12 protein-coding genes are annotated in these 13,827 nt (G+C 70.4%); 6 read left to right on the top strand and 6 right to left on the bottom strand.

Annotated elements, in window-relative coordinates:
* Positions 1–22 precede the first annotated feature (22 nt).
* Together ABZ845_RS02980 and ABZ845_RS02975 are read right to left on the bottom strand one after the other, a co-directional pair.
* Positions 23–1,174, bottom strand: a complete 1,152-nt coding sequence (locus ABZ845_RS02980) for a glycosyltransferase family 4 protein (protein WP_360972236.1) — start codon at positions 1,172–1,174, stop codon at positions 23–25.
* A 260-nt stretch (positions 1,175–1,434) separates the two neighbouring features.
* A complete protein-coding gene (locus tag ABZ845_RS02975; RefSeq protein ID WP_360972234.1) occupies positions 1,435–2,418 on the bottom strand; it encodes a DUF3068 domain-containing protein in 984 nt (327 codons plus the stop codon).
* Between the two features lie 173 nt (positions 2,419–2,591).
* On the opposite strand from ABZ845_RS02975, the gene ABZ845_RS02970 reads away from it, so the two are divergent.
* From ABZ845_RS02970 to ABZ845_RS02955, 4 genes are all read left to right on the top strand, one after another.
* On the top strand, positions 2,592–2,753 hold the full coding sequence (locus tag ABZ845_RS02970) for a hypothetical protein (protein WP_360972232.1): 162 nt from the start codon (positions 2,592–2,594) through the stop codon (positions 2,751–2,753).
* A 3-nt stretch (positions 2,754–2,756) separates the two neighbouring features.
* Complete coding sequence (locus tag ABZ845_RS02965) at positions 2,757–3,989, top strand: helix-turn-helix domain-containing protein (protein WP_360972230.1); 1,233 nt, start codon at positions 2,757–2,759, stop codon at positions 3,987–3,989.
* Positions 3,990–4,352: 363 nt separating this feature from the next.
* On the top strand, positions 4,353–4,940 hold the full coding sequence (locus tag ABZ845_RS02960; RefSeq protein ID WP_360972228.1) for a hypothetical protein: 588 nt from the start codon (positions 4,353–4,355) through the stop codon (positions 4,938–4,940).
* Between the two features lie 121 nt (positions 4,941–5,061).
* Complete coding sequence (locus ABZ845_RS02955) at positions 5,062–5,586, top strand: hypothetical protein (RefSeq protein WP_360972226.1); 525 nt, start codon at positions 5,062–5,064, stop codon at positions 5,584–5,586.
* A gap of 48 nt (positions 5,587–5,634) precedes the next feature.
* Here the strand turns inward: ABZ845_RS02955 and ABZ845_RS02950 are convergent, their stop codons facing one another.
* On the bottom strand, positions 5,635–8,556 hold the full coding sequence (locus tag ABZ845_RS02950) for a beta-galactosidase (protein ID WP_360972224.1): 2,922 nt from the start codon (positions 8,554–8,556) through the stop codon (positions 5,635–5,637).
* Positions 8,557–8,622: 66 nt separating this feature from the next.
* Between ABZ845_RS02950 and ABZ845_RS02945 the strand changes: the two genes are divergently transcribed.
* Positions 8,623–9,081, top strand: coding sequence for an Rrf2 family transcriptional regulator (locus ABZ845_RS02945; RefSeq protein WP_360972222.1), 459 nt, complete (start codon positions 8,623–8,625; stop codon positions 9,079–9,081).
* Between the two features lie 254 nt (positions 9,082–9,335).
* Here the strand turns inward: ABZ845_RS02945 and ABZ845_RS02940 are convergent, their stop codons facing one another.
* Both ABZ845_RS02940 and ABZ845_RS02935 read right to left on the bottom strand, forming a co-directional pair.
* On the bottom strand, positions 9,336–10,100 hold the full coding sequence (locus ABZ845_RS02940; protein ID WP_360972220.1) for a LysM peptidoglycan-binding domain-containing protein: 765 nt from the start codon (positions 10,098–10,100) through the stop codon (positions 9,336–9,338).
* A 411-nt stretch (positions 10,101–10,511) separates the two neighbouring features.
* The gene (locus ABZ845_RS02935) at positions 10,512–12,164 is read right to left on the bottom strand and encodes a histidinol-phosphate transaminase (protein WP_360972218.1); all 1,653 of its coding nucleotides are present in this window, start codon (positions 12,162–12,164) and stop codon (positions 10,512–10,514) included.
* Positions 12,165–12,431: 267 nt separating this feature from the next.
* Here ABZ845_RS02935 and ABZ845_RS02930 point away from each other — a divergent pair, with 267 nt between their 5' ends.
* Positions 12,432–13,037, top strand: coding sequence for a hypothetical protein (locus tag ABZ845_RS02930; RefSeq protein WP_360972216.1), 606 nt, complete (start codon positions 12,432–12,434; stop codon positions 13,035–13,037).
* A 309-nt stretch (positions 13,038–13,346) separates the two neighbouring features.
* On the opposite strand, the gene ABZ845_RS02925 is transcribed toward ABZ845_RS02930, so the two are convergent.
* The gene (locus ABZ845_RS02925; RefSeq protein ID WP_360972214.1) at positions 13,347–13,790 is read right to left on the bottom strand and encodes a MarR family transcriptional regulator; all 444 of its coding nucleotides are present in this window, start codon (positions 13,788–13,790) and stop codon (positions 13,347–13,349) included.
* Positions 13,791–13,827: the final 37 nt, after the last annotated feature.

The following is a 13,827-nucleotide window of genomic DNA, read 5'->3' as shown; positions in this document are numbered from 1 at the left end:
ACCGGCTCCCGCGCAGGCGTGGTCAACGCGCCCAGCCCTTGGCCGCCTCCGCCGCCACCGCCTGGAACCGGTGGACGGTACGGTCCCAGCGGTACCGGGCGGCGAGCTCGGCCGCCGCCTTGCCCATGAGCCGGCGCCGCTCGTCGCTCAGCGTGAGGGTGCACCAGGCCGCCGCGAAGGACGACTCGCCGCGCGCCAGCACACCTGTCTGCCCGTCGGCGACGGAGTCCCGGAGCCCGGGCACGTCGAACGCGACGGCCGGGGTGCCGCGCACCGCCGCCTCCGTCACCACCAGCCCCCACCCCTCGACCGCCGAGGGATGCAGCAGAATCCAGGAGGCGCACAGCAGCCGGTGCTTCTCGCTCTCAGGGACATGGCCCGTGAACTGGACATCGGGGCCGGCGAGTCGCTCCAGCCGGCGTCGCTGCGGCCCGTCGCCGACGATGACCAGGCGTCCGCCGGTGACCGGACGGACCCGCTCCCACAGCCGCAGCAGAAGATCGATCCGCTTGTACTCGACAAGCCGACCCATCGCCACGAACAGCGGCGTCGGCGACTTCTCGGCGAGGGGCCCCGGCTCCTCGACGCCGTTGTGCACGACCCGGATCCGCTCGCGCTCGACGCCGAGGGCGGACAGCGCGTGCGCGGTGGACGGGGAGACGGCCACCATCAGGTTGCGGCGCTGCGCCCCGGCCAGGGCCCAGTGCTCGAGCCTCCGGCCGATCCGCGCGGCGGGCGCGAGAGGCCCCGCGAACCGCATCTGCCACAGATCCGTGTGCACATGGTTGACCAGGCACAGGGTCGGGCCGCGGTGCCACAGCGGGGCGAGGTAGGGCATGCCGTTGCAGACCTCGACCAGGAGGTCGCAGTCGCCGACCCGGTGCTGCAAGGCGGTCCGGGCACGCAGGTAGTGGGCGAGGTCGCCGCCCGCCGAGACGACCCGGTAGTCCCGGTAGCAGGCGGGGCCGCCGCACAGCAGGGTGACCTGGTGGCCCAGGCGGGTGAGACCGTCGGCGAGCCGGTCGACCAGCAGTTCCGAACCGCCCGCGGCGGGATTGCCGAGATCACGGCGGGCGAGAAAGACGATGTGGCGGGGGCCCCTGGGGAGTGCCTGCGGCGACTGGACCGCGCGTGGGGGGTGGGCGCGCGGCGGGGACGGTACGTGCTGGGGCATGTGCGCTCCAACTCGTTCTCAGGGTGCGGAGACTCACGGTGGGGGTGGAGAGACTCACGGTGGGGGGTGGGGTGGAGACGAGCTGTCGTGCTGGCGACTTGGAACGTGGGCGTCGGCGACCTGGAACGTGGGCGTCGGGGCTCGGGACGTGGGCGTCGGGGGTTGCTCAGGGTCGCGAGATGGACAGTTTTCGCCCACCAGTACGCCTGCGGCTACTCACCGGGATGACAAAATGAGCGCCGCATAAGTCTGACGTATCGTCACATCGTGAGTGACGCCTCGGACGATCCAGACGTACGGGGACCATCCCGACGCCCCCGAACCACCCACACCGCTCCCGCCGCCGCGAGCACGCTTCCGGCCGCCGCGGCACCCACCGGCAGCGTCCGCCCGGTCAGCCGCAGCAGTCCGCTCTCCCGCTTCGCCAGCTTGACCTGCTGCTTCTGGGTGGCCGCGGTGAACGCGATCTTCTGGCTGTCGAGGAGGACCACCGCGTCCTTCGTGGAGCCGGGGGCGCGCAGGGTGCGGCGCGGGCCGAGCTGGGCGTAGAGCACCCGGCCGGTGCGCTGGTCCACGACCAGCTCGATGCCGTGGTCGGAGTACCACTCCTCGGCCGCCACCTGACCGGCGGCCGGCCGGCCGACCAGGGTTCCGGGCACCAGCCGTGTGCCTGTCCTGGCCGGTTCGGCCCTGCCGGTGAAGAGGTAGCCGGTGTAGCCCTGGACCTTCCGGGTGCCGCCGTAGCGCAGGGTGACGGTCGAGCGCAGCGTGCTGTCCCACCACTGGTAGGACTGTTTGCGCACGTCGAAGGGGAACTTCAGATAGGCGTCGCCCTCGTGGTACGGCTGTTCGTGACAGCAGTGCACCGGCCGGTTGGTCCTGCGGTCGGTGACCCAGCGCTCCGAGGTGAAGTCCAGCGCGGTGTGCGGGTCGATGGACACGGACGGGGGCGTGCCCGTGTCCACGGCGAGGGCCACGTCCCACACCGCGTCCCCGCTGCGCTCGCTGTCGGCGACGTCGCCGCGCACATGCTGGGTCACGGTGATCCGCTGCCCGGGTACGGCCTTGAGCTTCGTGGTGTCGAAGACACTGCCGGTTCCGGTGTAGACGGCGGTGGTGTCGAGCCCGACGGGAGTGACGGCGGCCCGTGGCGTCACGTACCACGTGAGCAGCGGGGCCAGGACCAGAAGGAAGGTGCCGAGACCCAGCAGGACCAGGGCGAACGGCGAGACTTTACGGCGCATCCGGGCACTCCAGGGGTGGGGAGAACGTGCGCGTGCGATCTGGGCCGGGAACCGTAGGCGCCTCTTGACGGACTGTCAATGTCGCGCAGACACTGGGCACTTGCTGGCTAGGGCCGCCGGGAACTGGGGGACGACCTCGACAGAGAGGCTGACCCGTGATGTCCGCAACCGCGATGCCCAGAACCCTGGCATCACTGCTCACCGTGCTGGTCTCCGCCGCGCTCGCCGTCGGCGCGGCGCTCGGCATCGTCGCGGCGCTGGAGGCGTCCCCGAATCAGCCGAACACGCCGATGGTCACGTACGAGAACCACGAGAACACCGGCCAGGGGCGCTGACCGGTGTCCACGCGCCCGGTGACCGTCACGTCCCGCTCGGCCTGGCGTGACGTGCCCCGCGTCCAGGTACGGCGCTTCGTCGCGCTGGCGCTCGCCGAGGCACCGGCCCTCGCCGAGGAGATCCTGCGGGACATCCGCGCGGAGTACCCACGACTTCCCGTCGTGCTCGACGACTCCGGCGAACCGATCGCCCTGGTCGGCATCCGCCGGGCGATCGAGGTCTTCATCCAGCAGCTGGAGTCCTCGGAGAGCCGCCCCCGGATGCACCCCGAGGTCTTCCAGGAATTCGGGCGGGGCCAGGGCCTGCACGGTCGCAGCCTCAACTCGCTCCAGGCCATCTACCGCCTCGGCGTCCGGCTGGCATGGCGGCGACTGGCGGACATCGGCCAGCGCGTGGAGATCCCGCCCCCGGCGATGTACGAACTCGTGGACGCGGGCTACGAGTACCTGGACGGCCTGGTGGAGCAGTCGGTGCGCGGATACGCCGAAGCCGCCGCCCGGCAGGCGGGCGAACGCTTACGACTCCAACGACGGCTGATGGAACTGCTCCTGACCGAACATCACAGAACCGACCCCGCCGACGCGTTCGCCGAACGCGCCACACGCGTGGGATGGCCGCTGCCGGACCGGGTGGCGGTCGGGGTCCTGCTGCGCCCGGCACGGGAGGCGATGGCACCGCCGGTCGCGCACGACGTCCTGCTGGACATGGAGTGCGAGCAGCCGCGCATGGTGGTTCCGGACCCGCACGCGGCGGGCCGCCCCGAACTGCTGCACAGGGCGCTGTCCGGCTGGTCCGGGGCGATCGGGCCGCCGGTACCGCTGGCCGAGGCGGCGAAGTCGCTGCGCTGGGCGGAGGCGGCGGTACGGCTGATGGAACGCGCCCTGCTGCCCGCCGGCGAGGTCCTCCACTGCACCGAACACACGCAGGCCCTGGTCCTGTTGCAGCCGGAAGAACTGATGGACGACCTGGCCCTGCGCTGCCTGGCCCCCCTGACCCAGTGCGGCCCGACCCACGCCCGACGCCTGGCCGAAACCCTTCTGGCCTGGCTGGAGACCCGGGGCGGAGCCCCAGAGGTGGCGGCACGCCTGGGCGTGCATCCCCAGACGGTCCGCTACCGCCTCCGCCAGATCAGAGAACTCTGGGGCGACACCATCGACAACCCCGACCACCGCTTCGAACTGGAACTGGTCCTGCGGGCCCAGCGCTTACGGGGCACCTTGGGCCGTGCCCGATAGACGAATGCTCAAGTAGACCTCAGATATGGGGCCTTCAAAGCGCATTCACGCCACCTTCGCTTGCATCACAAGATCCACAGCATGTACAAATAATGAGAGCGCGGCTCGGCTCGCGAGAAAAGCCGGGTGCGCGCCTGCTGCTCCCTGACCAGGAGCCGCTCAATGTTCACGGGGGAAATTCACATGTATCGATGCGCGCCATCGCTCTCATTTCGAGCCGACGTGGCCACTCGTCACCGCGGTATGTCCGCAACGGCGCTGTAGATCGAATACACAGATCAACCTTCTGCGACTTCTGTGAGGTCGTGGTGACGTCTGCCTGTCTGACCAACGGTGGACAAAAGCACAAAGGGGAAAAACAATATGAGGCTGTCCATAGCCAAGCAGGGTCCGGTGTCGAAGCCGGGCCGCATGGGTGGACTGCGTACGGCCGCCGTGGCGGCCACCGTGGCCATGGCGCTGGGGGCCATGGCTCCACTCGCGGAGGCGGCGGAGTCGCGGGACGCGGGTCCGGCAGTGTCCCAGGCCGCTCCCGCGGTCGCTTTGGCCAAGTCGTCCGAACTGGACTTCACCGCGGCCGACGTGCGCGATCTCATCAAGCAGATGAAGGCCGACGGCGCGAATCAGGCCGATATCGCGCAGTTCGAGGCTTACGCGCATTCCCTGGAAGCCGGAACGCCCGGCAGTTCGTTCCTCGGCCAGGGAACCATCATGCGGAAGCTGATCGTGGCCGGCATCAGGCACGGCGGCGTATGGGCCAGCAAGGTCCTCAAGAAGCTGTCGCCGAAGGCGGCCAAGTTCCTGGGCAAGCACGCGTCCAAGATCGCCGACACCATCGAGAGCGTGGAGGGCTGGAGCGAGCATGCCCTGGCCATCGCTCTGGTCAGGGCGGGAGTCCCCACTGACGTGGCGCACGACCTGGCCGTCGCCATCATGCTCGTCGCGTTCTAGCGCCGCGGCACTGGCGTCAGGCGTTCCAGCACCTTTCGGGGTCCCAGGACACGGCCGTGCGAAGTGGCCGTGTCCTGGGCCGTCCCGGCCCCCCACAGAGAATGCGGAAGCGGAATCCTGCATGGACAAGCGATCCCTGCCTGCGGATGACACCGATGACATCAAAAGCAGCGGTGACGACGACGAGCCGATGACCTCCGGGGAAAAACTACTGGCCCGGACCGCCCTCGGCGGGGTGCTGCTGTTCGCGGTGCTGCCCGTCGGCCTGATGTTCCTCCTGGTACTGCTCGTCACCGCTGCCCTTTTCCCCGGTGCGATAGAACTCGAAGGCATGGCCCCCGTTTTCTGGGCGCTGCTGCTTCTCGCTCCGTGCTCGGTCATCGCCATGGCGATCACGGTGCCCATGCGGCGCCTCGTGCGCGGGGCATTCAGCTTTTCACCCGCCATCGGCAATGCCATGGACGCGGCTTTCAGCTGGGTGACGTACTTCGTCGTCGGTCTGATGCTGCTGGCGTGGACACCGGGAGTGCACGCCCACTCGATGATGCCCGCGCCGGCCGTGGCCACTGTCGGCGTCGTGGTGGGGCTGCTCGCCGAACGGCTGGGCCTCGGCCGTGGCCGCGGCGAGAACGCACGCGACGACTGACCTCGGGCGGCGCCGTGACGGGCGGGAAACCCGCCACGCACCCGCCGGTCACCGCACACCCCCCGCCGCCCGCCCCAGCAGCGTGAGTTCCGCCTTGTCCGGACCCGCCGCGGTCGTGCCGTCCGAAAGGACCGCCAGCGCCAGCGTGTTGTCCCCGTGAGGGTCCAGCACCCCGTTCGGCAGGACAAATGTGTGCTGCGGGCCCACGTCGTTCACGTACTGCCCCATGTTCCAGCCGTTGAGGAAGATCTGCGCCCGGTACGCGCGAGCAGGATCGTCCGTCAGCGTCAGCCCGAGCGACGCGTCCGTCCCGGGACCGACCCCCAGCCGGAACCGCGTCCGGTACCAGACCACCCCCTGCCGCCGCTCCTCACTCGGGGGACCCGTCGGCTTCCACCCGTCGTCCGCGAACTCCGGCAGATGCCACCCGTGCCGCTCCCCGTACAGCCCTCCGTTGTTGAGCGGGCCCCGCACCGGATCAGGTGCCCCCTCGCCCTGGATGCGCCACTCCACCTTCGGCGAGGCCCCGTCGAAGGAGACGGACACCAGCCCACGCCCCGCCTTGTGCGTGTCGTTCGCCCGGCCGTCCATGTCGTGCTGCATCCGGCGCACCAGGACCGACAGCACATGCGGGCCCTTGCCCGCACCCGCCTCCACCGGGAACCTCGCCTTCGCCGACCACGTACCTTTGCGCACCGTCTTCTCGTCCGGCACCGGCATCCGATGCGTCCCGAGCGGCCTGCCGTCCAGCCAAGCCATCAACAGGCCCTGTGTGCCGGTCACATAAGAGAACGACACGGCACCCGCCCCCGCCGCATCCGTCGAGAAGCGGCCCCGGTACCAGACGTCCCCGTAGTGGAATCCGTAGTCGTCCGCCAGCAGCACCGGCTCCCCGGCCGGCACCTTCGTCGTGCTGTACGTCGACGTCCGGTCCGCCTTGCGCCATCCCGAGTCATCGAAGCCCGCGGCCGACTCCGGGTTCTCCGCCTTGCGGCGCCACGCAGTCAGCGTGGGCAGTACGACGTCCCCCACCCCCGGCAGCCGCGCAGCCGCCCGCAGGCCGCCCGAGGCGGTGGCCCGTGTCTGGATCGCCCGTTCGTTCCAGAAGACCTCCGTCGCCCCCCGCGGCCCCCACACCTCCAGCTCCGCCTCCCCGACCGTGTCACCGGCCAGACGCAGGGCCGTGCCCCGCACCTCGGCGCCCCGCACCAGCGCGGGCCCGTACACCACCACCGCCCCCGACGGCGTCTCCAGCCACCACAGCCGTAGGGACGTCTCGTCATCCGCGAGCAGCACGAGCAGCGGACGCTCGACACCTCCGCCCTCCACCAGCACCCGAGTCAGCCCGCCCAGCCGCGCCGTCACCCGCAGCACACCGTCCCGGTACTCGCTGCCGGCGTCCCCCTCCAGCACGGTCACACCCGGCTTCCCGGCGCACTCGACGACGGTCTCCGTCGTCTCCCCCGACCGCCCGGTGAACACGGCGACGTCCTGCCGCCCGACGGCCACCCGCAGCATGGGCTGGGCGGACGAATACCGCAGCGTACGGCCCCCGAGCGAGATCCCGGCCGCCAGCAGCCGCGCGTCCCGGCCGCCGACCGGCACGCGCACCGTTCCCCCGAGCGGTACCTCGGCGGTCAGTTCGCCGTCCGTGTCGTTCCGCACCACGTACACGTGTGCCTTCGTGTCCGGGTTCAGCAGGTGGTACGCCCTCAGTCCCGAACCGACCCCGGCATCCTCCGCCCTCTCCAGCTTCGCCAGATCCGGCACGCTCTGCACCAGATAACCGAGCTGACGCATCGGCACCAGCTTGGCCGTCGGCTGCCGCGCCTCGTCGATCGCCGCCCCGTAGTCGTACGACGTGTAGACGACCGGCGCGGGCAGCCAGCCCCACGAGGTGCCGCCGAAGGTCATATAGACGTTGTGGATCTTGATCCCGTTGGCGAGATTGGTCAGGCAGAAACGCCGCTCGTACGCCGCGTCCCGCGTCCGGCGAGATTCCTCGTACCCCTTCCCGCCGAACTCGGCCCCGCCCCACGGATCGAACCACCCGCCCCCGAACTCCGCCAGAAATCCCGGGGTCCCGGGGCTGGCGGTCGAACCGCCCTTCACTCCGCCCGGCCCGAAGTACCCCCAGTCCGGCGGCGTGTCGGACGGCGACGGATAGCCGTCGAAGCCATACAGCCAACGCCCCCGCTCGGCACCGGTGTCGAAGGTTCCTGGTGCCCAATCACCGTTGCTGCCCTTGTCGTTGTGGAACAGCGGCACGTCCACGCCGTCCGCCCGTACCTTCCGGTACAGGTGGGCCATGTAGGAGCGGCCCGTCGCCTGGGTGACGTGGTTCGCGTACTCGTTCTCCAGCTGGTAGAGCACGATCGTGCCCGTGCCCTTGGTGTACAGATGCCGTGCCGCGATCCGGTTCACGGCGGTCAGCCACTCGTCCACGTGCTCGAGGTACGTCGGGTCGGCGGTGCGGGCCGTCCCCTTGGTCGCGGTCAGCCAGCCGGGAAAGCCGCCCGCGTCGACCTCGGCGTTGATGTACGGCCCCGGGCGCAGGATCACATACAGTCCCGTCTCGGCGGCGATGCGCAGGAACAGGCTCAGGTCGCGGACGCCCGTGAAGTCGTACGAGCCCGGGGCGGGGGAGTGGTAGTTCCAGGCGACATAGACGCTGACGGTGTTGTAGCCGTGGGCGCGCATCTTCTGGAGCACGTCCCGCCACAGCGACCGGCTCGGCAGCCGGAACGGATGCATCTCGCCGGACCACAGCACCACCCGCTTGCCGTCGACGAGCATCGAGTACCGGTCGAAGCCCACCGTGTGCCCGCGCCCGTCCGCCGTCGGCGGCGCGGGGGCGGCCCCGGTCGGGGCGGTGGGGGCGGCGGCGCACCGTTCACCGCTTCCCGCGAGTGAGAGGCCGATCGCGGTGGTGCCGACGATCGTGCTGAAGGTACGTCTGCTCAACACCAAGGGAGTCTCCTCCGGGAGCGGCGGGGTGCGGCCATTGTCACCGCCCGCGGCGCGGACAATAGGCATATGAGGATCTCGGCACGGGCGGATTACGCGGTACGGGCGGCACTGGAGCTGACCGTCCGGGGTGACGGCGCCCCCGTGAAGGCGGAGACGGTCGCAGCGGCGCAGGGCATTCCGCACAAGTTCCTGGAGGGGATCCTCGGCGATCTGCGCCGGGCCGGCCTCGTGGACAGCAGGCGCGGCGGCAACGGCGGCTACCGGCTCGGCCGGCCGGCCGGCGAGATCACCGTCGCGGACGTCATCCGCGCGGTGGACGGCCCGATCGTGTCCGTACGCGGCGAACGTCCGACCCAGCTCACCTACACCGGCTCCGCCGAGCCGCTGCTGCCGCTGTGGGTGGCGGTGCGCGCGAACGTCCGCCGGATCCTGGAGGGCGTCACCCTCGCGGACATCGCGTCCGGCACGCTCCCGGCACCGGTGCGGGAACTGGCGGAGGAACCGGCGGCCTGGGAGAACCCGTGAGCACTGTCTGCCGAGCCCGCGGCCGGTCATGAACTGCACGGGCTGAGAGGGCAGTCCGCCGCACCCGCAGGGCGGGCGAGGTACGGCGGCCGGGCGCTCTGGACGACGACGGGAACGGATTTGTCGTCGTCGGCAGTCATGAAAAAGGGAATTGATCAGCGGGTCATTCGCTGATCAATTCCCTTGAGCAAAGACAAAGGCGGGGTGGTGACGGCACAGCGCCGTCACCACCCCGCATCGCGTCACGGACCTCGTCAGTAAGGACCGTTCACGTTGTCGATCGAGCCGTAGCGGTGGTACGCGTAGTTGCACGCGGCCGTGAGGTTGGCGACCGGCTCGTAGATGTCCCAGGACGTGCCCGTCACGTGGTACGCCTTGAAGGTGGGGTCGATCACCTGGAGCAGGCCCTTGGACGGGATGCCGGCGGCGGCGTTGGAGTCCCAGAGGTTGATCGCCTTGGGGTTGCCGGAGGACTCACGGATCACGTTGCGGTAGATGCCGTTGTAGGAGCCCGGGATGCCGCGCTTCGCCATGACCGCGAGGGAGGTCTTGATCCAGCCGTCGAGGTTGTTGGCGTAGCCGCCGTTGAGGGCGGTCGTGATGGCCGCCGTGGTGGCGGGGGCCGTCGGGGTCGTGGGCTTGACCGGAGCGGCGGCGACCGGCTTGGTGCCGCCCGGCAGGGTCAGGACCTGGCCGGGGTAGATCGTGTAGGGGGCGGAGAGGCCGTTCGCCGCGGCGATGGCCGGCCAGCCGCCCTGCACCTTGAGGGCGCGGGCGATCGAGGCCAGGTGGTCGCCCCGTACGACGGTGTACGTGGCGGGAGCGGCGGCGGCGGGCTTGGTCGCCGTGGGGGCTGCGGCGGGCTTGGTCGTGGTGGGGGCTGCGGCGGGAGCGGCGCTGGCGGCTTGGGCCGTACCCAGTGCGACCGTGCAGGCCAGGGCGAACGCGCCGACGGTGACAGCGCCACCGGCGGAGATACGGCGCGTCAGGGACGTGCTCTTGGCGGCATGAAGGGGCATGGTGCGGTCCTTTTCCGGGGAATACATGACCCGCAGTCGCCGGTTCCCATCGGCAAACGGCATCGCATTTCGGAATGCGGTGTCCTGCGGCGAAGTCATTGTTAGCCGCGGGGAATAAATCGACAATTCCCCTATTTACTAAGCGGGCTAGTTGTTCTCCCGGTCGCGCCGACGGCACGAGTCGCGCCAATCGGGCGCGTAAGGGACATCTAAAGCACTAGGGTGCTTCGTAAGTGAGGTGCATCACGCGTTTTGCGTCACGCCACCTAATGCTTTAAAGGGTGACTTTGGAATACTTCCGGATTTAACGTATCAAAACGGACATTTAAGTATTCGTTTTCAACCCAATTCCGGACATAGTGCATGGGTGTCGCGGAGGTGTCGGGAAGGTGTCGAGGGGGTGTCGGGCCGTCAGCCGACCTGGTTGTACATCCCGCCCGCGGCCGGCCAGGCGGTGGGCTCGGGCATCGCCGGCTCCGGCTGGGTGCGGCCACGGACCTGGGCCGCCGTGAGGCCGCCCGCAGCGGGCACACCGGGGCGGTACTGAGGCGGCACGGGGGCGAGCCCCGGCACACCGGTCTGGGGGACGGCCTGGAGGCCCGCGGCGGGGGCGGGGACGAAGGCGGGCGCGGCGGGGAGGGCGGGTGCGGGTGCCGGTACGGGCAGGGGCGCGGGTGCCGGTACGGGGGCCGGGAAAGGTGACGGGGTGAGTGCGGGTGCCGGTGCCGGCATCGGGGCGGGCGCGGCGGCGGGGAGCGGAACCGGCATCGGGGCCGGGGCGGGCGCGGGTGCCGGTGTGGAGCCAGGAGTCAGGGACGGCATCGCCGCGGTCTGGGCGGCGAGTCCGGCGACCCCCGCCCCGTTGCTCTCGTTCATCAGGCGGTCCACGGCCGCCGTGCCCGAGCTGTAGCTGGTCCCTGTGCTCGGCTCGGGCACGGCGGCTCCCCTCCTGGTCCCGTAGAACACCTGCTCCATGGCGGACACCAGGCGACGCACGTCCACCTCGGGGCGCACCACGAGTCGCAGGAAGCGGCTGGATGAACCGATCTTGTTGCCGCAGTCGCGGACCAGGATCCGGTGCTCGGACAGCAGCCGGTCGCGCACCACGGTGCCTTCGGCGCCCACGGGAAGGCGCACGAAGAGGAAATTGCCCTGCGAGGGGTAGACCGTCAGGCCGGGGAGATGGGAGAGCTGCCGCGCCATGTCCAGTCGGTCCCGGCGGATCTGGTGCAGGCTCTCCTGGTACTCGGCGCCGTGCTCCTTCAGCATGAACACCACGTGCTCCGCGAAGGAGTTCAGGTTCCACTTCGGCAGCATCGCGCGTACGTGGCCCGCAAGGGAGGGGTTGGCGACCAGGTAGCCGAAGCGGATGCCGTGCAGGCCGAAGTTCTTGCCGAGGCTGCGCAGCACGATCACGTTCGGCCGCAGCAGCGCGTCCTGGACGACGCTCGGCTCGTCCTCCGCGTCGGCGAACTCCAGAAAGGACTCGTCGATCACGATCAGGTCCAGGTCCGCCATCGCGTCCATGAACTGCACGAGCGCCTGCCGGTGCACGAAGCCGCCGTCGGGGTTGTTCGGGTTGCAGATGACGGCGACGCGGGTGCCGCGTTTACGGATGAACTCGGCGTACTGGTTCAGGTCGAGCGCGAAGCCGCTGGATTCCTGGAGCGGGAACATGTCGACCCGCTTGCCGGTCTCCATGGGCTGGTCGGTCCAGCGGCCGAAGGTGGGGACGGGGATGGCGAGGGACTCGCGGACGAGGAGATGATCGATCCAGGTGATCAGCTCGGTCGAACCGTTGCCCATCGCCACGCACTGCGGGGGGAGCTGGAGCAGGCCGCACAGTTCCGCCGTGATCGTGTCGGCGCTGCTCGGGTAGTACGTGGCGATCTCGCGCAGCCTGCCCGCCATCTCCTCGAACATGGCGGGCGTGGGGAAGTACGGGTTGCACGGAATGCAGAAGTCCACCGGGCCCGTCCCGTCGCCGCCCTGCCGGATCAGCGCGGCCATCGAGGGGCTGTGCCCCGCCGCGCTGCGGAACAGCGAGGTGACGTTGTCGGCCATGGAACCTCCGTGGTCTGGGTGGCCCGCCAGGGGAGCGCGGGCCGCACAGTCATACGGAGGGTGGAGGGGAAGCGTTCAACCCTGACGCGCCCAACGCGCCGCGCCGAGTTAGACGGTTCAACACACAACTTTCACAGCAGGTCCTAGGAACGTTACCCGCGAGGAATTTAGTCTTCCGGCGTCATGGACTACTGCCTCCCGTGCCACAGGCACCTCAACGGCGCGCTTGCCTGCCCGGGGTGCGGCACACCGGTCGAAGAGATACGCGTGCCCGCGCCTGTGGACGCGGGTTCCGATGGCGACGGCTTCGGCGGGCGGGAGACGCAGGAGAGTCACGACGACGCGGACGACACGGGCGACGCGGGCGAGGCTGACGAGTACCGGCCCGGGACGCGGTCCGCGCGGCGCAACCGCAGGGCCGCCGCGCATCGGCGCCGCCGGCGCCGGGTGTTCCTCGTGGGGGCCGGGCTGCTGCTGGCGGCCGGTGCGCTGACCGTGGCCGAACTCGGCATCGAGGCGCCGGGGGTCGCGCCGAAGGCCGCCGCCGACGGGGGAGAGGCGGTGGACGCGTCCACGCCGTCGGCGGATCCCTCCGGGGGAACGGGTGCCGCCGGTGGGGCGCGGGTGTCGGCTTCGGCCTCCGAGTCTCCGTCCGCGTCGGCCTCCGCGAAGAAGAAGTCCGAGGACAAGAAGGACAAGGCCACCCCGTCGGTGACGGTGACCAGTCTCTCGGGGCGGGCGACCCCGGCCCGTACGGCTCCGCCGCCGGCGGCCCCGAGCGCGCACCCTTCGACGAACCCTCCGTCGGCCAACCCGACACCGCGTCCGTCGCCGACGCAGACCTGCAAACGGTTCTTGTGGTGGTGCAGCTAGCCCGCGGCTCACGCCCCTGACCACGCGCGGTCCCCCTGCGGGCGCTTCGGGGGTTTTCGCGCAGTTCCCCGCGCCCCTGTCGGGCACCTTCCGTGCGTCGGCATGTGCGGGCACGTTGTGGTTCCTCGCGCAGTTCCCCGCGCCCCTATCGGGGCGCCCCCCTGTGTCGGGATGCGCGCGGAGCGCGCTCTTCAGGGGCGCGGGGAACTGCGCGACCAGCCACAACGCACCCGCAGATGACAGCGCACCTGATCAGGGGGCGCGGGGAACTGCGCAAAACCCCGAAGCGCCCGCAGGGGGACGGCGGTGTTATCGCGCGACCTCCAGCATCCGCAGCAACAGATCCCGCAGGGACAGGCGTTCGTCCTGGGACAACCCGGCCAGGGGCTCGCGGGCGAAGTTCAGGGAGTCCCGCAAAGACGCGGCCACCCCGAGCCCCTCCTCCGTCGCAGCCGCCACCTTCACCCTCCGGTCCGCCGGGTCCGGGCGCCGTTCCACCAGCCCGCGCGCCTCCAGGCGGTCCACGATCCCGGTGACATTGGAGGGCTCGCACTTCAGTCGCTGCGCCAGCCGCCGCATGGGCAGTGGCTCCAGCGACAGCAGGCTCAGCAGCCGCGCCTGCGCGCCCGTGAGCGCCTGCTCCGCCGCCGCGTCCTCGTAGTCCGCGTAGAACCGGGCCACGACATCCCCGATGAGGTCGACGATCTCGACGGTCAGCGGGTCGGGGCGGCGGATCTTCTCTGGGGTGGCCATGGGCCCCAGGGTACCCGTTTACTTGACATCCTGAAAT

It is taken from the genome of Streptomyces sp. NPDC047022, assembly GCF_040644155.1.
Lineage (GTDB): Bacteria > Actinomycetota > Actinomycetes > Streptomycetales > Streptomycetaceae > Streptomyces.
The sequence above is the reverse complement of the archived record's forward strand: the minus strand, read 5'-3'. Positions and strand labels throughout refer to the sequence as shown.